This is a genomic window from Kinneretia sp. DJ1R-11, from assembly GCF_025717595.1.
Classification (GTDB): domain Bacteria; phylum Pseudomonadota; class Gammaproteobacteria; order Burkholderiales; family Burkholderiaceae_C; genus Paucibacter_A.
This window is the reverse complement of sequence record NZ_JAJIRR010000010.1, coordinates 14,388-39,127: the sequence shown is the minus strand read 5'-3', so window position 1 is coordinate 39,127 and position 24,740 is coordinate 14,388. Positions and strand designations below refer to the sequence as shown.

Below are 24,740 nucleotides of genomic sequence, written 5' to 3'. Positions count from 1 at the left end.
TCAACCCGCTTCTTTCTTGTTCATTCGTTCCACTTGCGCGGCAAAGTGCCGGGCAAGCCGTGATTGTCCCGGGATGAAGCGCCCGAGCAATCCCAGGGCCGGCGCGCCGACCAAGGTCGGGGCCGCCAGCCACAGCAGCACCGCCACCGACCCTGCCGCTGTGCTGCGCACCAGCAGCAAGGCCAGCGGTGCTTCGGTCCAAAGGCTCAGGCCCAGGCCGGCAGCGTAGCCGGCCACCATGACGGCCGCATTGAAGAGCAGTGCCCGCAAGACCAGGGCTTGCAGCTGACGGCCCGGCACGGCCAAGGCCACGCAGGCGGGCACAGCCATCACCAAAAAACGCGCCAGGAAGACGGCCGCCGCCACCGCCGCCATGGCCATAAGGCCGTGGCCTGAGCTCCAGACCAGGCCCAGCACGGCCAGCAGCAAGAGCGGCAATTGCAGCAAGGACTCCAGATGGCGCCGGCCGGTGTTCCACAGGATCGGCGTGCTCAGCGCCCAGCCCAGATACGCCGGCATGGCCAGAAACAGCAGACCCAGCACCTGGCCGCTGGCACCCCAGTGTGCACCGTAGAGCAGTTGGATCAGTTCGCGGCTGGACAGAGCGCCGGCCAGGAACACCGGCGCGACGAACAGCCAGATGAAGGACTGAACCTCGATATAGGCTTTACGCAAGGTCGGCAGCTGGTCTTGCAGGCGCGCGCCCGAGGCCAGGAAGGCGGGCTGCAGGGCCGAGATCATCAGGCCGTTGGGCACCGTGGCCAGGTTGTAACCCACGGCATAGAAGCCGGCTGCTTGGGTACCGAGCAGGCGACCGATCAGCAGCCGGTCAGCGTTGCTGACCAGCCAGTTGCAGATATTGGTGCAGAACACGACCGCACCGACATTGATGTACTCACGCGGCGCGGCAACGCGGAGAAGCGGTCGCACGGCATGGGGCCGGTTGCGCAGCGCCAGGAGCAGGCCCACCACAGATTGGCATAGCCAGGCCGCCACCAGGCTCCAGGCGCCCTGGCCCAGAGCGGCCATGGGGATGCCGACCAGCACATAGGCGAAGGCATAACTCTGAATCTGCTGGCCAGCGATGGTCTTGAAGCGCAGCTCGCGGCGCAGCAGATTGTTGGCCGTTGAGGCCATGGCATTGAGCACACAGACCAGCGACAGCCAGCGGATCACCTCGACCAGGCGCAGGTCGCGCAGGAACTCTGCGATCAGCGGCGCACCCAGCATCAGAATCAAGGTGCCCAGCAGGCCGCTGATGCATTGCCAGGTGAAGACGAAGCGCACCGCTTGGTCGTCAATTTCGGCGCGCTGCATCAAGCTCCAGCCCAGGCCGAACTCAGAGAAAAAGGTCGCCAGCAGCAGGACCAGGGTGGCCAGGGAGAACAGACCGTAGCTGTCCGGACCCAGCAAGCGAGCCACAAGGATGTTGACGGCCAACTGCATGAGGAACTGGGCGCCCGCGGCGAACACGCCCCATTTGGCTGCGGCAACCGATTGCCTGGCGATATCGCTCATCGCAAGCTCAAGCGGCGCTCGCCCTGCGGCTGGGACCAGGTCAAGGGTGCCACGGCTTCAGCCTCACCGGCCGAAGACGCGCGCGCGTGCGGCCGGCTGCAAGGCTCCGGCCAAGTCCGTCAGATACTGCTGCTGGACTGCGAACGCAGCCTCGGAGTTCGCGTCAATGGAAGACACACGCACCAGCAGGCCGTCGGGGATGACGCCGCGCACACCGTAGGCCAGCTGAGCCACCTTCTGCTCGGTGGCCGAACGCACCGCCTGGTCGCCCACCACGACCCAGTAGGTGATGGGTTCCATGCGCTGCGACAGCTTGGCGGTCAGCCGGCGTACATGAAGGTCCTTACCGGCCACCGGCAGTTCGGCCGCCTGGTTGCTGAGGATCTGGAAGCCCTGCGACGGGTAGCAGACTTCGGGGCGGTGCACCCGCGTGCCGTCGGATTGGTCGCCGCCATAGGCCACGGACAGCATGATGCGTTGGCCCTGGGCGTTGATGTAGGAGCGGCTGAGCACCTGGTTGTAGATTTTATCGAGCCGGGCTTGAACATCGGGCGCCGGCAAGATGACCGGCATGCTGGTGTCCAAGCGCCAGGCGCCAAAGGCCTTGGGGAACAAGGTTTCCAGATCGGGCTTGCCGATCTGGTCGGTCAGATGGACACGTGGGGTCATGCGGTGCGCCGCACCCGCCGAGGCGAGCATCAGCACCGTCATCACGATGGCTGCAGTGCGATTGAAATGCATGATCACTTGCGCCTGTCGGTCACCCAGAAGAAATTCAGAACCTTGTCGACCACCAGCATGATGGCCAGAGCCACCATGAACAGCACCATGCCTGCGAAGCCATGAATGAAGCCCTGGCCGGCCGCATCACCAAAGTAGTAGGTGACCAGGACCAGAATCATCACCCGCACGATGTTGGCGACAAAGGAGATCGGCACCAGCAGCAAGGCCAGCGTCACATTGCGCCCCGCCGAGGTGTAGTTCATCAACTTCATGTACAGCAGGCCGAGCGCTTCCAGCGTGAACATGGAGTTCAGGCCGGCACAGGCATCGGCCACCAGCAGTTGGTAAGGGCCAATGGTCAAGATGACACCGGCCCGACCCACCGGGAAACCGGTGTTGTAGAGCAAGGACGAGGCCACCGCCGACACGGCCGACTTCAGGGGCGTGGTCAGCGCGGTCACCAGCACCTCGGGCAGGGGAACCATGAAGAGCAGGAAGAACAGCGGGAACCAGATCAGCCTCAGCCCGGCACCGCCGACCAGGACCAGAACCAGGGCTGCCAATACAAAGATCTGCGACGACACTTCGAACAGCCAGATGGACTGCGAACGACCGAAGGCATAAAGCACCAGGCCTAGAAGCAGGCTCAAGCCGCCCGTGACATAGGCCGGCCGTGGCAGCAGTTGCACCAGAGCATGGCGCTGCTGGTACAGCAGCCAGATGCTGACCGCCAAGATGATGGGACCGTGGCCTTGTTCATCACTGGCCCAGACAGTGCTGGACAGGTTCCAGTAGGTCGGCAGGAACATCACCGCGAAGCCGAACAACACCAAGGCCAGGACGCCCAGGTCAGGGCCAGCCAGGCGAGGCGCAGGCGCCCTCACGAGGTCGGCGCCAGCCGGCGCCGATGCGGGAGTCTGCGACATGATCAGTACTCGTTCAGCACCGCACCGGTGACGAGGGTGGAGGCATCGGCCATGCCCGCCACCAGCTCCTGGAACGTCGCCAGCTTGGATTCGCTCTTGCGCGCCAGCGGCATCGCCGCCCCACAGCGCGAGGCGATGACCACCGCATCGGAGCCGAGCTCGGCTGCCGGCGTATCCACGATCACGTAATCGAACTTGGACACCAGCTCGCGCAGCAGCAGGCCAAAGGCCGGGCGCTCAAGCAGCTCCAGCGGGTTTGGCGGCGTGATGCCAACGGGCAGCAGGAACAGGTTCGGCACGCCCTTGATCGGCTGGATGGCCTGGCCTTCCGTGCGACCGGCCAAGATGCCCGACAGGCCCGAGGTGTTCTGTACACCAAAGACTTCGTGCTGGCGCGGGCCGCGCAGGTCGGCATCGATCAGCAACGTGCGACCGCCGAGCTGGGCCAGAGTCACGGCCAGATTGGCGGCAAAAAAACTCTTGCCATCGCCTTGGTTGGCGCTGACCACAGCCAAAGCACGACGCGGCGACTGCTGCTCATTGAACACCCGCATCATCAGCTGGCTGCGCACCGCGCGGAAGAACTCGGCCTGGGCCGAGAACGGCTGGTTCAAGGTGATCAGCTCGGCGTTCTGATTGCGGCTGACTTCAGGGGCATAGGGGTAGTGGAACTGCTGCGCCAGGGCGAACAGCACATCGTCCGCATTGGCAAAGCCCAGAGCGATGGCCGCCTCGCCGAAGCGGACGTTCTTCTCGCGCTGATAGTTCAGCACGCGAGCCACCTGGTCGGCGGAGAGGTCGCGCGTCTCGGCAATGATCGAACCAATCGAACGGTCCTTCAGTTCCTTGCCCGCATCGGGAGCGCTCTGCCCCGCATTTGCTTCGCTCATGTTCTCAATCCTCTTTTGTTCTCTGGGAGCGCAAGCACTCAGGCGCTATGGCCGATCACGCGACGCTGTGCAGCCGCCGTGGCCAGCTGGCCGGACTTGGCCGAGCCGGGCTTGGGCATGACGCCGATGACGGCGATGCCCAGGCTGGCCGAGATGTCTTCCACGGTGCGGATGCGGCGATCGGAAACTTCCTTGAAGAAAGCCGCAAGCACGCCGAGCAAGGTGCCACCGAACACCGCGATCAGGGCGTTCAGGAAAGAGCGCGGGCTAGACGGCTCCAGCGGCGGCGAGGCCACCGTCAGGGCGCTGACATTGCTCTGCGTGGACTGGCTGTCCAAGCTGGACTGGGTCAGGCGGGCCTGCACCGAGTCGTAGGCGCGCTGGGCGTTCTCAACATCACGCGACAGCACGGCACCCTCGTCACGCACTTGTTTCATCTGCAACACCTTGGCACGCTGAGCTTCCAGTTCGGCGCGCAGCTGCGTCTCACGCTGACGGTTGATGGTGTTGGTGACGCCGACTCCGCCGGTGATGCGGCGGGTTTCTTCGCTGATCTTGATGCGCAGTTCGGCAATATTGGCCTTCAGCTCGACCACCTGTGGGTGGCTGTCGCCGAGACGTGCATTGACTTCCTGCAGGCGCACTTCGGCACGCGACAGGTCAGCCTTCAAAGTGCCGACGATGGGGTTGTTCAGCACTTCCTGCATGCGCTCACCGGAACTCCCGGTGGCTTGCGCGTTGCGGCTGCCAGACTCAGAGGTGATGGCCTGCAGACCGACCAGTTGCGAGGACAACTCGTTCAGACGAGCGTTCTCGACGTCCAGGCGTTCATCGGCGTTGATGATGCCCTTCTCACGCTGGAAGGCGCTCAGTTTGACCTGGGCGGCTTCCAATGTACCGCGGGCGTCTTTGGCGCGCGAGTCGAAGAAGCTGCTGTACTGCTTGGCCGGGTCAACCTTCAACTCCAGCACGGTATCCAGATAAGCCTGCACAAAGGCATTGGCCAAGCCAGCGGCGAACTTCGGGTCCTCGGCCTTGTAGGAAACGGTGACTACATTGGACTCACGGGAGGGGCGAACATCGAGGTTCTTCTGGAAAGACTCTGCGAGCCAGACTTCGACGCTGCCCTTGCCCTCCGTAGCTTCCTGCCACTTTTCCCGGACCTGAGGGTTCTCAGTCAACTTCAAGGAACGCACGACACGTTGCGCGACGCGATCACTCTGGATGATGTCGACCTGTGTGGTCATGAAAGCCGGGGTGATCATGGCGCCATAGGTGATGGCGGAATAGGGATCGGGCTTGGCGTCGACCACAAAGCTGGCCGTGGCCGTGTACTGCTTGGGCAAGACCACGGTGATGGCCATGACCACTGCGACCGTGGCGATCAACACCAACACGGCCAGTTTCCAGCGCGCTTGCAGGATGGCGATAAATTGTCCGAATGTCATACCGTACCCTTAGAACAAGCTCTCTTTGACATACACCACGTCGCCGTCCCGCAGGCTTTCGTCCATCGGGATCTGCAGCACTTGGACCTTGCCGTCCGGGCCCTTGCGATGCACGCGGATGCCCTTTTCGGTGCCGCGCTGGGTGATACCGCCGCCAGTGGCCAGCGATTGCATGACGGTCATGCCACGCTCCAGACGCATCGGGCCGGGGCGCTGCACTTCGCCGTAGATATAGACCATGGGCGCGCGCTCGACCCAGACGACGTCGCCGTTCTGGATCAGCACATCTTGCTCGCGGCCGCCGGGCTCGAAGATGCCGGGCAGGTCGATCTCAGCACGATATGGCTGGCCGTTACGCGTGCCGCTGAGCACCAGCACTTCGGCGCCGGTGACGGCGATGCCGCCGGCATTGGCCAGCAGATCGGTCAAGCGCATATCGGCGGTTTCGATCGGGTAGCGGCCCGGGCGGTTGACCTGGCCCAAGACGCTGGCCTGGTTGCCCTTGACCTGCAACACCACCACGGTGACTTGCGGGTTTTTAACGAAGTTGCCGTTCTTCAGGCCGTCAGCGATCAGCTTCTCAGCCTGCGTGGCGCTCAGACCGCCGATGCGGATATTGCCCAGCAGCGGAAAGGAGATCATGCCGCTTTCGGCAACCCGGGTTTCCAGCGTCAGGTCCTGATTTTGGTAGACCGAGATGCGCAGCACGTCGCCGGAACCAAGCCGGTACTCCAGCGTGGCAGCCGCGCCAGCACCGACCGTGGCCGAGGTCTGCGCAGCGGCAGGAGCCTGGACGGCGGCCAATGCAGCCACCAGCGCCAGCCCGCTCAGAGAGGAAAGAGACAAGGACTTCTTCGTCATGATGCGCTTCACTTCAGGCCCATACCCTTGGAGATGTCAGCAGCATTGAGGCCGCTGGCGGCAGGCGCCGGTGCCTCGACCGGCGCAGCCGGAGCGGCGGTCGGAGCGGGCATTGCTGCAGCCGATGCGGCGGCTGCCGGGCCACCGGCGAACTTGCCGATGTAGTCGATCTTGGCCGCGTCACGCAGACCCTTGATGTCCTTCTGCACGACCTCGGTCTTGCGCTGGTTGACCAGGAAGGCTTCGATGGCCGGGCGGGCACGTGCCTCGTCCACCGGCTGGCTGCGCGAGCCGACCAGGAACAGCACGGTGATGCCGTTGGCGGTTTGAGTGACGGCAGAGTCGCCATCCTTCATGCGCGCGATCGACTCCAGGCCATTGAGCGGCAGCTGCTCTGCAGCACGCACGGCTTGGTTGCCGGTGAAGCGGAAATCGTTGGCCTTGAGAAACTCAGCAAACTCGCCAATATTCTTGGCGCTTTCGAGTTTCTGGCGCAATTGACCAAACTGCTCGGGTTTGGCTTCGATGGCCAATTCCTGCAAGCTGTAAATACGGCGATCCTTGAAGAGCGCGGGTTTCTCGTTGTAATACTGGGCCACTTCCTCGCTGGTCGGCTTGGCGACCGATTCGCCGATCCGCTCGACGTAAGCGCGGGCGATGATTTCGCGCTTCGCGGCTTCAATCTGCTGCACCACACGCGGATCGCGGTCGAGCTTCAGCTCTTGCGCCTTCTGCACCGCCAGCTCCTGCTCGATCAAACGCTCCAGCACCTGCTTGCTGGCGGCTTCAGCCTGCTCCGGCTTGAGGCCTTGTTGGCGCTGCAGCACGAAGTTGATCTGGTGAACGGTGATCTCTTCCTTGTTGACCTTGGCGGCCGTTTGCGACGCCTTGTCGGACTTGCTGCCCTCACCACAACCCGCCAGCATCACGGCCACGACCGCAGCGGCGACCGCAGCGACGCGCAAGCCGGCAAAACCAGCCGAGCCGTTCACAGCGCGGGCATTTTCTTGATTCGTCAGGTACATGGCTTGTCTTTCTCTCTACTTGCGCAATGCGCCGGCTTCGGGCGCCAAAACTGATGCTGCAATGCAGCATGCAACCTCGCCCTCTCTGGGACGAGCGAGTGTAACTTTGGAAAATGACAATTCACCCCAGCCCGACCGGTGATCAGGGGGGGTTCTTTCTCACGATTTACCCGCAGTGGCGACCCGCTCGCCGGGTCGAGATTCAGCAATCCAGGGAATACCCTGAATAGCCTCCATCAGGGATCGAAATGAATGTGTCATTTCGAATAGTCACAATCGGCAATGGCCGATTTGATCGGGCTTCAGATCGCCCACCTGCAAAGCGCGCAGCTCACCTCAAGCCGGCCTTCACGCTCCCGCGTTCAGCACTTGATGCCGGCATGCAGAGCCACCACACCGGCGCTCAGATTGTGCACATCAACATGGCCGAAGCCGGCCGTCTTCATCAAGGCCTTGAGCTCCTGCTGGCCCGGGTGCATGCGGATGGACTCGGCCAGGTAGCGGTAGCTCTCGGCATCGCCGGCAATCATCTGGCCCAGCTTGGGCAGGATCTTGAAGGAATACCAGTCATAGGGCTTCTGCAAGGGCGCGGCCACCTTGGAGAACTCCAGCACCAGCAGTCGGCCACCGGGCTTGAGCACACGGCACATCTCGGCCAGGGCCTGGTCCTTGTGGGTCATATTGCGCAGGCCGAAGGCCACGCTGACCAGGTCGAAGCTGCCGGCCTTGTAGGGCAGCTTTTCAGCGTCGCACAGATTGGTCGGCAGGATCAGGCCTTCATCGAGCAGGCGGTTGCGGCCCTGGCGCAGCATCGCTTCGTTGATGTCGGTATGCACCACCATGCCGCTCTCGCCCACCTTCTTGGCAAAGGCGCGCGACAGGTCACCGGTGCCGCCGGCGATGTCCAGAACCCGATCACCGGCCTTGAGATTGGCGACGGCCACGGTGTAGGCCTTCCAAGCCCGGTGCATGCCCATGGACATCAGGTCGTTCATGACGTCGTACTTCGACGCCACCGAGTCGAAGACGCCGCGCACGCGGCTGGCTTTCTCGCGCTCGTCAACCGTTTGGAAGCCGAAATGGGTGCTGCTCATGGTGCGGTGCTCTCAAAAAATGTGGTTGCGGCGCCGTGCGGCCTGCGCTTGCTCGTTCGTGCGTTCAATGGCTGGCGCAGCCATGGCCGCCGCCTGCGGCCGCCGCCGGCTTCATGGCCGCATCGCGGCTGAGGCCGGCTGCCGCCAGGCGCGCTTCATAGTCGCGCCACAGTTGCGCCTCTTCGCGGCCCAAGCGGTAGAGATAGTCCCAGGTGAACAGGCCGCTGTCGTGGCCGTCGGAAAACTGCGGCCGCACGGCGTAATGGCCAATCGGCTCCAGGCCGGTGATCTGCACCTCGCGCTTGCCGGTCTGCAGCGTTTCCTGGCCCGGCCCATGGCCCTGCACCTCGGCCGAGGGGCTGTAGACGCGCATCAACTCGAAGGGGATGCGGAAACGCGCGCCGTCGGAAAACGCCACCTCCAACACCCGGCTCTGCTGGTGCACAGTGATGTCGGTCGGGCTGGGTGAGTCGGGGCTGAGGCCGGCCATGGTTGTCGGGGGCGCAAGAAACGCGTGAGAAACGCTGGGCGGCCAGTGTAACTTTGCCGGGCTAAAGCCCTTGCATGGTCTTGAACACCCCGGCCGGATCCTGGGCCTGCTTGATCTGCTGCAAACGGGCCAGATGGGCGCCGAAATAGGCAGACAAGGGCTGGGCGATGGCGGCGTCGGGGTAGTTCAGGTAAGCGCCGCCACTGCTCCAGGGCTGCATCAGCTCGCGCAGGCCATGGGTCCAGCGGGCACCCTCGTCCACCGCGGCGGCGGCGGCGGTCGGCGCCAGCTCGGCCAGGTACTGGGCGCTGAAGCGCGCCGCGCGGTGGGCGAAGGCCGTGGAATCCGGAGCCACCCGGGTGATCGCGCCGCCCATCAGGTTCAGGATCAGTGCGCCCGGGCCCTGGCCGCGCCGGGCGCGCAAGGCCTCGCCCAAGGCGCGCGCACCGGCCGGCGGCACGATGTGGTCAAAGAAGTCCGAGCTGGCCGCCATGGCCACCCGGCGCAGCAGGCCGACCGGGTTCTGGGCCGGCAGATGGCATTGGGCCGGGCTCAGGCCGGCGCAATCGCCGAGCAGGAACTCGCGGTAGCTGCGCGCCTGCAAACTCGGGCTGCCCAGCGGCGGGCGACCGATGCGGGCCAGCAAGGCCTGCCACAGCGGCGCGAACAAGGTGGCCTCGCTGTGCGCGCCTTGCGCCAGCCCCCAGAGCCGGCAGCTGCCCGCCGCTGGCGAGGCACTCAGCTGCGCCCAGGCGGAATCAGGCAAGCCCTGCTCGGGCCAGCTTTGCCAAGCAGCCAGCACCGCCTCGAAATCATCGAGTGCGAATTCGGCGCTGAATTGCAGCAGGGGGCCGACCGCGTGGGTCTGAAAGCGCAGCTCGGTCAGCACACCAAAATTGCCACCGCCACCGCCTCGCAAGGCCCAGAACAGATCGCTGTTGTGGGTGCTGTCGCAGACCAAGGCCAGACCTTCGGCATTGATGACGGTGGCGCCAACCACGGTGTCACAGCTCAATCCTTGGGCCCGGTCGAGCACGCCGAAACCGCCGCCCAGGGTGATGCCGGCTATGCCCACGCTGAGGCAACTGCCCGAGGGGATGCAGCGGCCTTGATCGATCAAGGCCCGATAGACATCCCCGAGCGTGGCGCCGGCACCGACCGTGGCGATTTCACCGTCCAGGCGCACCGCATTCATTGGCCCGACATCGATCACCAGGCCGGGGCCGCTGGACGCCCCCAGATAGCTGTGGCCGCCGCTGCGCGGCGTCAGAGCCAGGCTGTTGCGGCGCGCGAAGGCCAGGGCGGCGCTGACATCGGCCGCGCCGGCGCAGCGCACCAGGCCGGCCGGGCGCAGCAAGGCGTCGTAACGAGCATTGGCGAGCAAACGCTGGCTGTCATAGCTGGAATCGCCGGGGCGCAAGAGCTGACCCTGGAGCTGGCCGGCCAGGCCTTGCCATTCCGCAGTGTCCGGGCCAGCCGGTGCCGGCGCCGGTGCTGGGGCCGGCGTAGGAGCGGGTGCGGGAGCTGGCGATGGCACTGCATCGGTGCCCGCCCCGCCACCGCCGCAGCCCGGCAAACCCGTGGCTGCCAAACCGCCCGCGCCGCCCCAGGCCAGAAATCGCCTTCTGTCCATGCACCTGCTCCCTCTTGCCATATGTGGACCAGACTAGATCCAATTAAGAACCAGTCTAGAACCAAATTCAACAGCATGCAGCAGGGCTTGTGCGGAGGCGCAGCGCAGCCGAGCGACCATGAAAGAGAAAAGCCACGGCTGCTGGGAAGCAACCGTGGCCTGTTTTCTTCTGGCCTGTGCGACAGCGTGCAGGCGCCGAAGGTGCCCGAGGCGCTGGCTTACTTGGCCTTCTTGCTGCGATCCGGCACCACGGTGGTGACGGTGGGCATCACCGCGCCACTGGAAATCGGCTTCGGCGGCGAGCTGTCCTTCTTGGGCTTCTTGGTTTCCTTGTTGCTCTTTTGCTGACCTTTGGCCATGAGTCGCTCCTCAGTTGGCGTGCATGCTGCACAGATTGACGAATGGTTGTTTCCAGCGTGCTCGAAAAACCGCTCGACAGTTTGACATGAAGCGCAGAGGGTGCACCCGGCTCTCAAACCCTGAGGGGAAAGAAGCCCGGGGCTTAGCGATCAGTACGCGCCCATATAGTCCTTCTTGCCCAGCTCGATGCCGTTGTGACGCAGGATGGCGTAGGCCGTGGTCACATGGAAGAAGAACTGCGGCAGGCCGTAGTTCAGCAGATAGGCTTGGCCTGCGAAGCGGCGCTCTTTGGGCGTGCCAGGGCGCAGGACGATCTCGCGCTCACCGGCGGCTTCGAAGTCGGCGGCCGGCAGGCTGTCGATGAAGGCGATGGTGCTCTGAATGCGCGCGTGCAGCTCGGCGAAGCTGGTTTCGTCATCGGCCACGCTGGGCACCTCGGCGCCGGCCAGTCGGGCGCTCACGCCCTTGGCGAAGTCGCAGGCCACCTGGACTTGGCGCAGCAGCGCGAACATGTCCGGGAACAGACGCGACTGCAGCAGCACCTGGGGGTCGATATTGCGTGCCGTGGCATGGGCCTCGGCCTTGTTCAGCACATCGGCCAGGCCGCCCAGCATTTGCTTGAAGACGGGCACGCTGGCTTGCTGCAGAAACGGTGTGGGGTGGGTCATGGTGCGGTCTCGCGAAGTGGGAGTGTGTGGGTGGGGCATGGGCGGCAGGAGTGCCACCCCTGGCCGCGCATTCTGGCAGCGAAGCCACAAGGGCGCTGGCCGCGCCACCAAGCCCTCAATCAATCAAGCGCCGACTCGCCCTCGGGCTCGGCCATCCCCTGACCGACCGGATGACCGACTCGGGCGACATGGCCGCCGCTGAGATTGTCGATCTCGCTCACCAGCTCGGGAAAGCGCTTGAGGAACTCGGAGAAATTGCTGCAGCCCAGGGCCTGCTCGTCAAAAGACGGCAGCAGGCGCTTGATGAAGACCTTGAGCGCACTGCGCGAGACGTAGTTTTCGCCATTGCGGTCCACCAGCTGCGTCAGCGCCCGCTGCAGCGCGCCGCGCGCCTCGACCAGCGAAGGCGAGCCGACCACCTCGGTGTCTTCCGCTTCTTCCGCGCTCGGCAACACGCCACCCAGCAGCGCCGCCGCCGGCTGGGCCTCGTCCTGTGGCCCACGCACCGCCAGTGAGGCCGCCAGCAGGTTTTGGTAGAACTTGAATTCGTTGCAGCTGGCAGTCCAGAAGCGATTGCTGACCCCAGCCACGCCGACACCGGCGATGAAACGCCCGGCCTGCTTGACCTTCTGCGCCAGGCTGATGAAGTCACTGTCGCTGGAGATCACCACCACATGGCTCAGGTGCGGGTGGTTGTGCACATCGCTGAGCGCGTCCAAGGCCATGCGGATGTCGGCGCTGTTCTTCATGTTCTGGCCGCGCGGGAACATCTGGATCAGGTCCACGCCCGCTTCATTGAGCACATGGCGGTAGTTGGCGAAGAACTGCCAGTTGCCGTAAGCGCGGTTGATGATGATGTCGCCCAGCGAGGCGGCGTACTCCAGGATGGGGTTCAGGTCCACGAACACCGGCTGCGGCTTGAGCCGGTTTTCCCGGTAGGCGCCGTCGCCATGGGCGGCATTGGCCAAGACCGCATGGAGGTTCTCGAAATCCCAGTAGACGGCAACCTTGGTGACTTCGCTGCGCGGGTGCGGGAAAGAGGTCATGGCGAGCGGAGGACAGAGCTGCGGGGCCGCCAGTATCGCCCCCGGGTCATGACAAGCCTGCGGCAGACCCCGTGCCGGCCAGCCTGTTCTGGCCTTTCATATATTCAAACCAGGATAAGCAATCTACGAATTAATAGTTTGAGGATATATGAAATCTGCATAAAGTCCCGACCCTGAGACGCTTGCGGGCGTCCGACCGGCAACTGCCGGCACTGCCCGTCCATGAGGACCTGTGCCATTGCCGGCCGAATTCCGCGCAGCAAACAACCAAGCAAAGCCATGTACCAGTACACCGACTTCGACCGCCAGTTCGTCCACGCCCGCGCCGCGCAGTTCCGCGACCAGCTCGAACGCAATCTGGCCGGCACCCTGAGCGACGAAGAGTTCCGCCCCTTGCGTCTGCAGAACGGCTGGTATGTGCAGCGCCATGCGCCCATGCTGCGCGTGGCCGTGCCGTATGGCGTGCTGTCCAGCGCCCAGCTGCGTGCCCTGGCCGGCATTGCCCGCGACTTTGACCGCGGCTATGGCCACTTCACCACGCGCCAGAACCTGCAGTACAACTGGATCCCCCTGCCCCAGGCCGCCGATGTGATGGACCGCCTGGCTGCGGTCGACATGCACGGCATCCAGACCAGCGGCAACTGCATCCGCAACATCACCAGCGACTGCTTCGCCGGCATTGCCCCCGACGAGATCGTCGACCCGCGCCCCTACGCCGAAGTGCTGCGCCAGTGGAGCACCCTGCACCCCGAGTTCGCCTTCCTGCCGCGCAAATTCAAGATCGCCATCTCGGGCGCAGCGGAAGACCGCGCCGCCATCGCCTGGCACGACATCGGCCTGCAGCTGAAGAAGAACGAGGCCGGCGAGGTCGGCTTCCAGGTGCTGGTCGGCGGTGGCATGGGCCGCACGCCCATCATCGGCCAGGTGATCAACGAGTTCCTGCCCTGGCAGCAGATCCTCGTCTACATCGAGGCCATCGTGCGCGTCTACAACCGCTATGGCCGCCGCGACAACGCCTACAAGGCCCGCATCAAGATCCTGGTCAAGGCCGAAGGCCAGGCCTTCTTCGACGACGTGAACGCCGAGTTCAAGCAGATCCTGGAGCTGGACGAAGGCGGCCGCGAGCACCTGATCCCGCAGGCGGAACTGGACCGCGTGGCCGCCAGCTTCACCACGCCAGCCGGCGTGCAGCCGGGCGAGCGCAGCGACATCTTCGCGGGCGTGGAAGCGGGCCCCTACAAGCGCTGGTTGGAACGCAACGTCCACGGCCACCGCGTGCCGGGCTATCGCGCCGTGACCTTGTCGCTCAAGCGCGCCGGCATCGCCCCCGGTGACGCCACCGACGCGCAGATGGACGGCGCTGCCGAACTGTCTGAGCGCTTCGGCCTGGGCGAGCTGCGCGTCAGCCACGACCAGAACCTGGTGCTGACCTGGGTGCGCGAGGCCGACCTGCCGGCTCTGTTTGAAGCCAGCCGCACGCTGGGCTTCGCCACGCCCAATATCGGCCTGCTGACCGACATGATCGCCTGCCCCGGCGGCGACTTCTGCGCCCTGGCCAATGCGCGCTCGATCCCCGTGGCCGCGGCCATCACCGAGCGCTTCGAGGACCTGGACGAGCAGTACGACATCGGCGACATCGACCTGCACATCAGCGGCTGCATCAACTCCTGCGGCCACCACCACAGCGGCCACATCGGCATCCTCGGCGTCGACAAGGACGGCAAGGAGTGGTACCAGATCTCGCTGGGCGGCTCGGACGGCTCCACCCTCTCGGGCGCACCGGTACCCGGCAAGGTGATCGGCCCTTCGTTTGCGGCCGACGAGGTGCCGGATGTGATCGAGTCCATCGTGCAGACCTATCGCAGCCAACGCGCGGGCCACAGCGAGCGCTTCATCGACACCGTGCGCCGCATTGGCCTCGAGCCTTTCAAGGCGCCGGCTAACGCCGTTCGCACGCTGACCGGCGCGAATGCCGCTGCCGCCGCCCAATGACCACCGCCCAGCCGACGACGACCATGAAATTCATCGACAGCACCCATCCCCAATGGCACCACGTGCTCGGCGAAGACGGCCCCATGCCGCACCCGGACCCGGCGCCCCACCTGCTGCTGAGCCTGGAGCAATGGCATGCCGTGCGCGACCACTGGCCGGCCGGCCTGCCCACCGGCGTGGAAGTCCCCAATGACTACGCCATCGAAGACCTGGCGCATGACCTGCCGCGCCTGGCCCTGGTGGCCCTGAAGTTCCCCAAATGGGTGGATGGCCGCGCCTACAGCCAGGCCCGCCTGCTGCGCGCTCGCTACCGCTTTGCCGGCGAAGTGCGCGCCACCGGCGAGGTGATCGTCGACATGCTGCCCTTGCTGGCCCGCTGCGGCTTTGACGCGGTGCAACTGCGCGCCGGCGAAAGCCAGGCAGCGGCCGAGCGCGCCCTGGCCTTCTTCCCGGCCCACTACCAGGGCGATGTGGACCACAGCCAGCCGGTGTTTGCGCGAGGCGCGGCATGAGCGAGGGCGACGCCTCTTCGCTGAGCTCTTCGCTGAGCAGCCTGCCCGGCGCCGCGGCCAGCGCCTCGGCCGTGGGCCTGTATGCCCGCGCCACGCCCGGCTTTGAAGCGCGCGTGGCCGCCAGCGTCGCCCAGTTGCGCGCGGCTGCCGAGCGCTTCGGCGCCGGCCTGATCCAGAGCAGCAGCCTGGGCGCCGAAGACATGGTCATCACCGACCTGATCGCACGCCACGGCCTGGCCATCGATATCTCCACTCTGGACACCGACGCCCTGCATGCCGAGACCCTGGCCCTGCTGCCGCAGATCGAGGCGCGCTACGGCCTCTCGGTGCAGGTCTTCCGCCCGGTGGCCGAGCAGGTGGTGCATTTCGTCAAAACACATGGCGAGCGCGCCATGTACGAGAGCCTGGCCCTGCGCAAGGCCTGCTGCGGCGTGCGCAAGCTGGAGCCCCTGGGCCGCATGCTGGCCGGCCGCACGGCCTGGATCACCGGCCTGCGCCGCGAGCAAAGCCAGAACCGCGCCGAAGTGCCCGCCGAGGAGCTGGACGGCCAAGGCCGGGTCAAGCTCAATGTGTTGGCCGACTGGAGCTGGGCCGATGTCTGGCATTACATCGCCACCCACCAAGTGCCCTACAACGCCTTGCACGACCAGTTCATGCCCAGCATCGGCTGCGCGCCCTGCACCCGGGCGATCTCGGTCGGCGAGGATTTCCGCTCGGGACGCTGGTGGTGGGAGGACGAGAACGCCAAGGAGTGCGGCTTGCACCAAGCCCGCTCGAACGAAGAATTGAAGTCAGGAGCCACGGCATGAACGCCCCCCTCAATCTGCAAGCACTGGCCGCCACGGTGGACCAGCGCCATCTGGACCATCTGGAAGAAGAAGCCATCTTCATCCTGCGCGAAGTGGCCGCTGCTTTCGAGCGCCCGGGCCTGCTGTTCTCCAGCGGCAAGGATTCCTGCGTGGTGCTGCGCCTGGCCGAAAAAGCCTTCAAGACCCGCGTGGCCGGCAATGTGTTCAAGGGTCGCCTGCCCTTCCCCCTGGTCCATGTGGACACCGGCCACAACTTCCCCGAAGTGATCGAATTCCGCGAGAAGCGCGTGGCCGAGATGGGCGAGCGCCTGATCGTCGCGCACATGGACGAGTCGATCAAAAAGGGCACCGTGCGCCTGGCCCACCCGCTGGAATCGCGCAACGGCCACCAGACCGTGACCCTGCTGGAAGCGATCGAAGAACACCGCTTCGATGTGCTGATCGGCGGCGCCCGCCGTGATGAAGAAAAGGCCCGCGCCAAGGAACGCATCTTCAGCCACCGCGACAGCTTCGGCCAATGGCAGCCCAAGGAGCAGCGCCCCGAGCTCTGGAATCTGTTCAACACCCGCATCCGCCCGGGCGAGCATTTCCGCGCCTTCCCGATCAGCAACTGGACCGAGCTCGACGTCTGGCTCTACATCGCCCGCGAAAACATCCCCCTGCCCAGCTTGTATTTCAAGCATGAGCGCCCGGTGATCCGCCGCAAGGGCTTGCTGGTACCGCTGACGGACGTGACGCCACCCGAGGCCGGCGAGACGGTGGAAACCGCCACCGTGCGCTTCCGCACCGTGGGCGATATGACCTGCACCTGCCCGGTGGAAAGCACGGCCGCCACGGCCGCCGACATCGTGGCCGAGACGCTGACCGTGACCGTCAGCGAGCGCGGCGCCACCCGCATGGACGACCGCACGTCTGAGGCCTCGATGGAGCGCCGCAAGAAGGAAGGGTATTTCTGATCATGAACGCCGTTGCTGAACACCTGATCCACGACTCCGACATGGACACCCACCACCGCGCCCTGCGCTTTCTCACGGCCGGCAGCGTCGACGATGGCAAGAGCACTCTGATTGGCCGCCTGCTGTTCGATTCCCGCGCCATCCTGGCCGACCAGCTGGACACCCTGGAAAAGCGCGCCGCCGGTGCGCCCATCGACCTGAGCCTGCTGACCGATGGCCTGGAGGCCGAGCGCGAGCAAGGCATCACCATCGATGTGGCCTACCGCTACTTCGCCACCAAGACGCGCAAGTTCATCATTGCCGACGCGCCCGGCCATGAGCAGTACACCCGCAATATGGTGACGGCCGCCGCCGGCAGCGATGCCGCCGTGGTGCTGGTGGACATCACCAAGCTGGACACCTCGGTCGAGTCCGTCGAGCTCTTGCCACAAACCCGCCGCCACAGCCTGCTGGCCCACCTGCTGCGCGTGCCCAGCATCGTCTTCGCCGTCAACAAGCTCGATGCCTTGGAACAGCCCGGCCCGGCCTTCGCTGCGGTGGAGAAGGCCTTGCGCGCCTTTGCAGAGCAGGCCGGCATTGCCGTCACCGCCATCGTGCCGGTTTCGGCCCTGCGCGGCGACAACGTCACCCAACCGCTGGACGGTGAATGGGCAACCTGGTACCAAGGCCCCTCGCTGCTGCAGGTGCTGGAAAGCCTGCCGGGCGTGCAGGAAAAGGTCGAGGGTCAGGTCTTGATCCCGGTGCAATACGTGGCCCGAGACTCCGGTGAAACGGGAGAAGGCACCGGCCACCAGCCGCGCACCCTCTGGGGCCGCATCGCCCATGGCCAGATCCAGACCGGCGACGAGATCCAGATCCTGCCCAGCGGTGAGAAGGCCATCGTGGCCGAGGTGCGCCGTGCCGGCGAGACCGTGAGCCACAGCGTGGCCGGTGAATCGGCCGGCGTGGTGCTGGACCGCCAGCTTGATGTCTCGCGCGGCGACTGGATCGTCACCCCGGGTTCGGCCCAGCCGACACAAAGTTTCAAAGCCACCCTGGCCTGGCTGGACACCGAGCCGGCCGTGCCGGGCCGCAAGTACTGGCTGCGCCACGGCAACCGCTGGGTGCAGGGCCGCATCAGCGCCATCGAGCACCGCCTGGACATCCACAGCCTGCAGCCGCTGGACGCCGAGCAGCTGAATGTCAACGAGATCGGCCATGTGCAGATCGAGGTGCAGGCCGCCCTGCCGGTGGAGCCCTATGCCAGCAACCGCGTCGGCGGCAGCCTGATCGTCGTCGACCCCAGCAGCAACCGCACCAGCGGCGCCCTGCTGGTGCGCTGAGCCCAGCGCCACGGCCTGAAACAAGTCGCACCATGAACCCACAACCCGTCCTCTTCGTCAGCGCCGGCCCCGGCGCCGCTGACCTCATCACCGTGCGCGGCGCGCGCGCCCTGGCCGCCGCCGAGGTGGTGCTGTTCGACGCCCTGACCGACCCGGCCCTGCGCGATCTGGCGCCCCACGCGGAATGGATCGATGTGGGCAAACGCGGCTTTTGCGACTCGACCAAACAGACGGCCATCAACGCCGCTCTGGTCAAGCAGGCACGGACCGGCCGCCGCATCGTGCGCCTCAAGGGCGGCGATGCCAGCATCTTTGGCCGCCTCGAAGAAGAGCTGATCGCCCTCCATGAAGCTGGCATTGCCAGCGAAGTCGTGCCCGGCGTGACCGCGGCCATCGCCGCCGCCGCGCATCTGCAGCGGCCACTGACCCGCCGCGGCGCCGGCCGCAGCGTCAGCCTGACCACGGCAATGACCAAGGACGGCGATCTGCAAGCCGCCCGCAGTGCCGACACCGAGGTTTTCTACATGGCCGGCCGCCAGCTGGCCGCCCTGGGCCGCAAGCTGCTAGAAGCCGGCTGGCCAGCGGACACGCCAGTGGCCGCGGTCTCACGCGCCGGCTGTGCCGATGCCTTGAGCAGCGACCACACGGTGGCCGAGCTGGCCGCCGCTTCCCTGCTGCACCGGGGCCGGCCAACCGTGGTCACCGTGGGCGCCGGCGCCCGCGCCCTGGCCTCGGCGAGCCGCTTTGCGCCCACAAATTCCACCATCACGCCGGGTCTTGCGTCCCATCAAGGCCTGACCCGCAGCCTCATTGATTAAAATCCGCCTTTTGCCGCCGCTTTGCGCCACGCCCGAACAGGCCAGCCCCAGCAGCGACTCTGGCCCCAACTACACGAGCTGATCCACCATGACCCACGTCGTCCTCGAATCCTGCATCCGCTGCAAGTACACCGACTGCGTCGATGTGTGCCCCGTTGACTGCTTCCGCGAAGGCCAGAACTTCCTGACCATCGACCCCGATGAATGCATCGACTGCGCCGTCTGCATCCCCGAGTGCCCGGTCAACGCCATCGTGCCGGAAGAAGATGTGCCCGGAAACATGCAACACATGATCAAGCTCAATGCCGATTTGGCCAAGAAGTGGCCCAGCATCACCAAGCGCAAGGGCGCCCTGCCCGACGCCGATGACTGGAAGGACCGCACGGACAAGTTGCCCGAGCTGATCCGCTGAACGACTTCGTAATAACTGCTGAAGCAGGGCCTGAACGGGGCCCGGCCAAGAAATGGAATCCCAAGTGAACGTAGAGACGACGACCGCGCCCGCCGACGAACTCCTGGCCCCCGGCCCGGACACCATTGAGACCGATGCCGTCATCGTCGGCGCTGGCCCGGTGGGCCTGTTCCAGGTTTTCGAGCTGGGTCTGCTCGAGGTCAAGGCCCACATCATCGACTCCCTGGCCTACCCCGGTGGCCAGTGCATCGAGCTCTACCCGGACAAGCCGATCTACGACATCCCGGCCGTGCCCATCTGCACCGGCAAGGAGCTGACTGACAACCTGATGAAGCAGATCGAGCCTTTCGGCGCGACCTTCCATCTGGGCCAGGAAGTGACCACCGTGCTCAAGCAGGACGATGGCCGCTTTTTCGTCGCCACCAGCAAGGGCACCAGCTTCCTGACCAAGACCATCTTCATCGCCGGCGGCGTGGGCTCCTTCCAGCCCCGAACGCTCAAGGTCGACGGCATCGACAAGTACGAAGGCTCGCAGCTGCACTACCGCGTGCGCAACCCCGAGCAGTTCGCCGGCAAGAACCTGGTGATCATCGGCGGCGGCGACTCGGCCCTGGACTGGGCGCTGAACTTCTGCGCCGGCAATGAGGACGGCGGCGCCCACAAGGCCGAGAGCGTGATCCTGCTGCACCGCCGCGACGGCTTCCGCGCCGCCCCGGCCAGCGTGGCCAAGATGCGCGAGCTCTGCGAAGCCTACGAGATGCAGTTCGAAGTCGGCCAGGTCAGCGACATCGTCGAAGCCGACGGCAAGCTGACCAACCTCAAGGTCACCGGCGGTGACGGCGTGACCCGCGTCGTGCCTTGCGACCAGGTGCTGGTGTTCTTCGGCCTGAGCCCGAAGCTGGGCCCGATCGCCGAGTGGGGCCTGGCCCTGGAGCGCAAGCAGATCGTCGTCGACACCGAGAAGTTCCAGACCAGCGTGCCGGGTATCTTCGCCGTCGGTGATGTGAACACCTATCCCGGCAAGAAGAAGCTGATCCTCTCGGGCTTCCATGAATGCGCCCTGGCTGCCTTCGGCTCCATGCCCTACATCAACCCGGACAAGCGCGTGCATCTGCAGTACACGACGACCAGCCCGAAGCTCCATAAAGTTCTGGGCGTGGAATCTCCCGTCTTCGACTGATTCGGCTCAAGCACAGCAACACCGAATGCCCGCAGACCGCGGGCATTTTTCATGGCGGCTTACAATGCCACCTCGTCCAGGCTTCATGACCTTGGGCGAATTCGCTAGGGGTGCTGGCTCATTCATTGAGCTGGCTGAGAAAGTCCCTTTGAACCTGATAGGCAGCTTCGGCTGCCATGCCGATCACCAGATCGGCACGAGGTAATCCTCGCGCAGGGAAGCATTTGAGGCACAGCCCGCCGTTTCGCAGCCCGCGCTGCGCTGAACCCGTGGCGCCATCGTTTGCCGCCCTGCATCGTCTGTTGTTGTTCTTGCTTTCACTGCAGTTCCCGATGCCCACAATCCATTCATCCCGCCCTGCTCTGGCCCTGCGCCCGAGCCTTGTTTCGTCCGCCCTCGCCCTGCTGCTCGGCAGCGGCTTGGCCCAGGCGCAGAGCCTGCCCGCCGTCTCGGTCAGCGGCCGCACGGCCGAGATGCCCGCCCAGGTGGGCGGCTTCGGCGAGACCCCGGTGGCCAAGCTGCCGCTGCAGGTCAGCCTGATCAGCCAGGAGCGCCTTCTGGACGCCGGCATCTCGGCGCTCTCGGGCCTGACCGCCCTGGACGCCAGCCTCGGTGATGCCTACAACGCCACCGGCTATATCTCCTACCTGAAGATCCGCGGCTACGACCTGGACAACCGCTTCAACTACCGCCGCGACGGCCTGCCCATCAACGGCGAGACCGTGCTGGACCTGAGCAACAAGAGCAGCATCGAAGTGCTCAAGGGCAGCAGCGGCATCCAAGCCGGCACCAGCTCGCCCGGCGGCCTGGTGAACCTGGTGGTCAAGCGCCCGACCGCGCAAGCACAGACCATCCTCAGCGGCGGCTTCAACGAGCGCGGCACGTTTGAGGCTGCCATCGACTGGAGCCAGCACTTCGGCGGCAGCGGCGAATTCGGTCTGCGCATCAACGCGGCTGCAGCCGACCTGCACCCGCAGCTGCGGGATGCCAAGGGTGATCGCCAGCTCCTGGCCGTGGCCGGTGAATGGCGCGTGCAGCCCGGCACGCTGATCGAGGCCGAGTTCGAACTGAACCGCCACAGCCAGCCCAGCCAGCCAGGCATGAGCCTCTTGGGCAACAAGCTGCCCGATGCCAAGGCCTACGACCCGCGCACCAACCTGAACAACCAGAGCTGGACCCTGCCCGTCGAGTTTGACAACCAGCATGCCTCGCTGCGCCTGCAGCAGCGCCTCAATGCGGACTGGCAGGCCCAGGCCCATCTGGCCGTGCAACGCCTCAAGACCGATGACCGCCTGGCTTATGCCTACGGCTGCGACAAGGAAGGCAATTACGACCGCTACTGCAGCGACGGCAGCTACGATATGTACGACTTCCGCAGCGAGAACGAGCGCCGCAACAGCGAGGCCCTGGACCTGTCCCTGGCCGGCCGCTTCGACACCGGCCCGCTGCGCCACCAGCTGAGCGCCGGCCTGCTGATCAGCCACTACAAGAGCCGCGCCCAAGCCCAGGCCTACAACTGGGTCGGCGTCGGCCGTATCGACGGCAGCGCCGTCAACCCGGCCGACCCGAGTCTGACCGACCAGAACACCTTGCGCGACGAACGCAGCCGCGAGTTCTCGCTGCGCGACGCGGTGCGCTTGAGCGCCGAGCTGCAAGCCTGGGCCGGTCTGCGCCACACCCAGCTGAACCGCAGCAGTGTGCGCACCAATGGCTCACGCCCCACTGACTACAGCCAGAACTTGAGCACCCCCTGGCTGGGCCTGAGCTATGCCATCAACCCGCAGCTGATGGCCTATGCCAGCTGGGGCGAAGGCGTGGAGAGCGAAGTCACGCCCAACCGCAAGCGCTACGGCGACGCCGCCGGCCGCGCCCTGCCCGCGCTGAAGAGCCGTCAGAGCGAGATCGGCCTCAAGGCCGGAGCCAAGTCGGTGGACTGGTCGATCAATGCCTTCCAGATCAGCCGACCGGTCTGGGACGATTTTGGTGATTGCAGCGACAGCCAGCCCGGCAGCTGCGTACGCCGCGCCGATGGCATCGCCCGCCACCAAGGCCTCGAAGCCCAGGCCGATCTGAAGTGGGCCGGCGGCGGCCTGCTGGCCAGCGCCATGAAGCTCAAGGCCCGCCGTGCCGACAGCAGCGTGGCCAGCGTCAATGGCCTCAAGCCCGTCAATGTGGCCGAGAACAATCTGCGCTTGCAAGCACGCCAGGATGTGCCCGCCCTCCCCGGCCTTCAGCTGAACGTCGGCCTGGTGTTTGAGGGCCCACGCGCCGTGCTGCGCGACAACAGCCTCAGCATCCCGGGCTGGACACGCTTCGACGCCGGCGCCCGCTTTGAGCAGAGCTGGGGCCGCCAGCTGCTGGTCTGGCGTGTCGGCGTAGACAACCTCGCCAACAAGCGTGCCTGGAAAGAATCCCCCTTCCAGTTCGACCATGCCTACCTCTACCCCCTGGCGCCAAGAACTTTCCGAACAAGTTTGGAAATCCACTTGTAAAGCTCTAGAAATCCATCCTATAATGCGAGGCTCTGTTCCTCGATAGCTCAGTCGGTAGAGCGCCGGACTGTTAATCCGTAGGTCCCTGGTTCGAGCCCAGGTCGAGGAGCCAGAAATTCAGCGTTGCAGCGGTTCGGATTGCCTGCTGCAACACAAAAAATTAGAAGTACCGAAAAGACAATTCCTCGATAGCTCAGTCGGTAGAGCGCCGGACTGTTAATCCGTAGGTCCCTGGTTCGAGCCCAGGTCGAGGAGCCACTTTGATGAACCCCCAGCGTCGCAAGATGTTGGGGGTTTTTTCTTGCCCGTTACACCTCTACCTGACGCCAAGCCGCCCCATGAAGATTTTGATTCGCCTGTTCTTCCGCACCCTGCGCATCGTGCTGGGCCCGCTCATGCTGCTGAAGGAGCGACTCACCCGCCCGGCCGTCATGAAGCGCAGCGCCGAGCGCCAGGCAGAAGTCGACCGTCAGTGCACTCAGCTGGCCCTGTATCAATTCAAGACCTGCCCGTTTTGCATCAAGGTACGCCAAGAAATCCATGCCCTGGCCTTGCCGATCCAACTCTTGGATGCCCAGCATGAGACCGACAAGCGCAAGGCGCTGAAACAAGGCACGGGCGCTTACAAGGTGCCCTGCCTGCGCATCAGCGATGCCAGCGGGCGCGTGCAGTGGCTGACCGAATCGAAGGCGATCATCGAGCACCTTCGCGGGCGATTTGCCGCCTGAGCGAGGCAGGCCAAACGCTGGCGGCAGGCGTCGCCGGCCCAACTCATGGACTCCAAAAAGCCCGCAGGCTTCGCAGCCTGCGGGCTTTTTGCTTTCCGGGCCGGCCGCTGCAAGACACCTATTCCCGGCCGCTAACACTGCACCCACACACCCCGCCGCGTTACATCCAGCCGAAGAGTGCAACACACGTAAGCAGGCGTAGCTTATCGAACAAATGTGCCAAAAGTCACACGATACTGCGCCTCGCTTCGGCCTCAGACCCTTTCAGCTAACGCACGTTACGCACTGACCCTTCAGCTCGTTCCGCGGCGTCGGCGATCACGGGAGATCGCGCTCAGACAGTCCCCGCTTGACACCGGCATGGCCGGCCCAGGCACTGGAACGTCAGCACGCGAACGCACCCTGAGCCGGGCACGTACAGCACCCTCACCACCACGGTCCATTCTTCGAGGATTCCTCCATGTTCACCATCGCCAAACGTCGTCAACAAGGTCAGGGCATGACCGAGTACATCATCATCGTGGCCCTGATCGCCATTGCTGCCATCGCCGTCTACCAGCTGTTCGGCAACACCTTGCGCAGCCAGACGGCCGCAATTGCCAATGAACTGTCCGGTCAGGACGGCACCGCGGCCAAGAATGAAGCCCAGGCCGCCGCCACCAAGGCCGCCACCGAGGCCAACGTCAAGCGCAATCTCGACACCTACACCAACAACGCGGCCAACAACTGAGCCGGCAGGCAGCGCGCGGCTTCGCCTGTCAGAGGGCGCGCCTGCAGATGAAGCCGGCCAGCTGCCCCTGCGCTGTCCTTGCTCAGCGCGCCCCCGGCCCTGAACCG

The 24,740-nt window shown here is 65.2% G+C and carries 24 protein-coding genes and 2 tRNA genes; 13 read left to right on the top strand and 13 right to left on the bottom strand.

The genetic code is table 11. From position 1 onward, the window contains the following. From LNV23_RS16565 to LNV23_RS16505, 13 genes are all read right to left on the bottom strand, one after another. Positions 1-1,518 carry an oligosaccharide flippase family protein gene (locus tag LNV23_RS16565; RefSeq protein WP_263563993.1) on the bottom strand — a complete coding sequence of 506 codons (1,518 nt, stop codon included), beginning with the start codon at positions 1,516-1,518 and terminating at the stop codon, positions 1-3. Positions 1,519-1,581: 63 nt separating this feature from the next. Beyond that, positions 1,582-2,259 carry an exosortase-associated protein EpsI, B-type gene (gene epsI / locus LNV23_RS16560; protein WP_263563992.1) on the bottom strand — a complete coding sequence of 226 codons (678 nt, stop codon included), beginning with the start codon at positions 2,257-2,259 and terminating at the stop codon, positions 1,582-1,584. Positions 2,260-2,261: 2 nt separating this feature from the next. Next, a complete protein-coding gene (xrtB, locus tag LNV23_RS16555) occupies positions 2,262-3,167 on the bottom strand; it encodes an exosortase B (RefSeq protein ID WP_263563991.1) in 906 nt (301 codons plus the stop codon). Between the two features lie 2 nt (positions 3,168-3,169). Continuing rightward, positions 3,170-4,057, bottom strand: a complete 888-nt coding sequence (locus tag LNV23_RS16550; RefSeq protein WP_263563990.1) for a polysaccharide biosynthesis tyrosine autokinase — start codon at positions 4,055-4,057, stop codon at positions 3,170-3,172. 38 nt (positions 4,058-4,095) lie between these two features. Next, positions 4,096-5,505 carry a chain length determinant protein EpsF gene (gene epsF / locus LNV23_RS16545; protein ID WP_263563989.1) on the bottom strand — a complete coding sequence of 470 codons (1,410 nt, stop codon included), beginning with the start codon at positions 5,503-5,505 and terminating at the stop codon, positions 4,096-4,098. Between the two features lie 9 nt (positions 5,506-5,514). Beyond that, the gene (gene epsE / locus LNV23_RS16540) at positions 5,515-6,366 is read right to left on the bottom strand and encodes a polysaccharide export protein EpsE (protein WP_263563988.1); all 852 of its coding nucleotides are present in this window, start codon (positions 6,364-6,366) and stop codon (positions 5,515-5,517) included. A gap of 8 nt (positions 6,367-6,374) precedes the next feature. Beyond that, positions 6,375-7,391 carry an EpsD family peptidyl-prolyl cis-trans isomerase gene (locus tag LNV23_RS16535; protein ID WP_263563987.1) on the bottom strand — a complete coding sequence of 339 codons (1,017 nt, stop codon included), beginning with the start codon at positions 7,389-7,391 and terminating at the stop codon, positions 6,375-6,377. A 362-nt stretch (positions 7,392-7,753) separates the two neighbouring features. Continuing rightward, positions 7,754-8,485 carry a bifunctional demethylmenaquinone methyltransferase/2-methoxy-6-polyprenyl-1,4-benzoquinol methylase UbiE gene (gene ubiE / locus LNV23_RS16530; RefSeq protein ID WP_263520009.1) on the bottom strand — a complete coding sequence of 244 codons (732 nt, stop codon included), beginning with the start codon at positions 8,483-8,485 and terminating at the stop codon, positions 7,754-7,756. Positions 8,486-8,549: 64 nt separating this feature from the next. Then, positions 8,550-8,975 carry a gamma-butyrobetaine hydroxylase family protein gene (locus LNV23_RS16525; RefSeq protein WP_263563986.1) on the bottom strand — a complete coding sequence of 142 codons (426 nt, stop codon included), beginning with the start codon at positions 8,973-8,975 and terminating at the stop codon, positions 8,550-8,552. Positions 8,976-9,036: 61 nt separating this feature from the next. After that, complete coding sequence (locus tag LNV23_RS16520; RefSeq protein WP_263563985.1) at positions 9,037-10,608, bottom strand: FAD-binding oxidoreductase; 1,572 nt, start codon at positions 10,606-10,608, stop codon at positions 9,037-9,039. A 218-nt stretch (positions 10,609-10,826) separates the two neighbouring features. Then, positions 10,827-10,967: a hypothetical protein gene (locus LNV23_RS16515; RefSeq protein WP_263520013.1), complete on the bottom strand. Its 141-nt coding sequence runs from the start codon at positions 10,965-10,967 to the stop codon at positions 10,827-10,829. A 150-nt stretch (positions 10,968-11,117) separates the two neighbouring features. Then, positions 11,118-11,636, bottom strand: a complete 519-nt coding sequence (locus LNV23_RS16510; RefSeq protein ID WP_263563984.1) for a DUF1993 domain-containing protein — start codon at positions 11,634-11,636, stop codon at positions 11,118-11,120. A 119-nt stretch (positions 11,637-11,755) separates the two neighbouring features. Further along, positions 11,756-12,682, bottom strand: a complete 927-nt coding sequence (locus LNV23_RS16505) for an NYN domain-containing protein (RefSeq protein WP_263563983.1) — start codon at positions 12,680-12,682, stop codon at positions 11,756-11,758. Positions 12,683-12,961: 279 nt separating this feature from the next. On the opposite strand from LNV23_RS16505, the gene LNV23_RS16500 reads away from it, so the two are divergent. From LNV23_RS16500 to LNV23_RS16440, 13 genes are all read left to right on the top strand, one after another. Continuing rightward, positions 12,962-14,674: a nitrite/sulfite reductase gene (locus LNV23_RS16500; protein ID WP_263563982.1), complete on the top strand. Its 1,713-nt coding sequence runs from the start codon at positions 12,962-12,964 to the stop codon at positions 14,672-14,674. Positions 14,675-14,697: 23 nt separating this feature from the next. Continuing rightward, positions 14,698-15,186, top strand: a complete 489-nt coding sequence (locus LNV23_RS16495) for a DUF934 domain-containing protein (RefSeq protein ID WP_263563981.1) — start codon at positions 14,698-14,700, stop codon at positions 15,184-15,186. Continuing rightward, a complete protein-coding gene (locus LNV23_RS16490; RefSeq protein WP_263563980.1) occupies positions 15,183-15,995 on the top strand; it encodes a phosphoadenylyl-sulfate reductase in 813 nt (270 codons plus the stop codon). Before LNV23_RS16495 ends, LNV23_RS16490 begins: the two co-directional genes overlap by 4 nt. Continuing rightward, positions 15,992-16,951, top strand: a complete 960-nt coding sequence (gene cysD / locus LNV23_RS16485; RefSeq protein WP_263563979.1) for a sulfate adenylyltransferase subunit CysD — start codon at positions 15,992-15,994, stop codon at positions 16,949-16,951. The genes LNV23_RS16490 and cysD overlap by 4 nt, the downstream gene beginning before the upstream one ends. Positions 16,952-16,953: 2 nt before the next feature. Further along, positions 16,954-18,273 carry a sulfate adenylyltransferase subunit 1 gene (locus LNV23_RS16480; protein WP_263563978.1) on the top strand — a complete coding sequence of 440 codons (1,320 nt, stop codon included), beginning with the start codon at positions 16,954-16,956 and terminating at the stop codon, positions 18,271-18,273. Positions 18,274-18,305: 32 nt separating this feature from the next. Next, positions 18,306-19,091, top strand: a complete 786-nt coding sequence (gene cobA, locus LNV23_RS16475) for a uroporphyrinogen-III C-methyltransferase (protein WP_263563977.1) — start codon at positions 18,306-18,308, stop codon at positions 19,089-19,091. Positions 19,092-19,179: 88 nt separating this feature from the next. Next, positions 19,180-19,503 (top strand): ferredoxin FdxA, encoded by a 324-nt coding sequence (gene fdxA, locus LNV23_RS16470; RefSeq protein WP_263520204.1) that lies wholly within the window; start codon positions 19,180-19,182, stop codon positions 19,501-19,503. 52 nt (positions 19,504-19,555) lie between these two features. Beyond that, positions 19,556-20,683, top strand: a complete 1,128-nt coding sequence (locus LNV23_RS16465; protein ID WP_263520205.1) for an NAD(P)/FAD-dependent oxidoreductase — start codon at positions 19,556-19,558, stop codon at positions 20,681-20,683. A 332-nt stretch (positions 20,684-21,015) separates the two neighbouring features. Beyond that, positions 21,016-23,175, top strand: a complete 2,160-nt coding sequence (locus LNV23_RS16460) for a TonB-dependent siderophore receptor (protein WP_263563976.1) — start codon at positions 21,016-21,018, stop codon at positions 23,173-23,175. A gap of 36 nt (positions 23,176-23,211) precedes the next feature. Further along, a tRNA-Asn gene (locus LNV23_RS16455) sits at positions 23,212-23,287 on the top strand. Positions 23,288-23,357: 70 nt separating this feature from the next. Continuing rightward, a tRNA-Asn gene (locus LNV23_RS16450) sits at positions 23,358-23,433 on the top strand. 80 nt (positions 23,434-23,513) lie between these two features. Continuing rightward, a complete protein-coding gene (locus tag LNV23_RS16445; protein WP_263563975.1) occupies positions 23,514-23,903 on the top strand; it encodes a glutathione S-transferase N-terminal domain-containing protein in 390 nt (129 codons plus the stop codon). A gap of 460 nt (positions 23,904-24,363) precedes the next feature. After that, positions 24,364-24,633, top strand: a complete 270-nt coding sequence (locus LNV23_RS16440) for a hypothetical protein (RefSeq protein ID WP_263563974.1) — start codon at positions 24,364-24,366, stop codon at positions 24,631-24,633. Positions 24,634-24,740 lie beyond the last annotated feature (107 nt).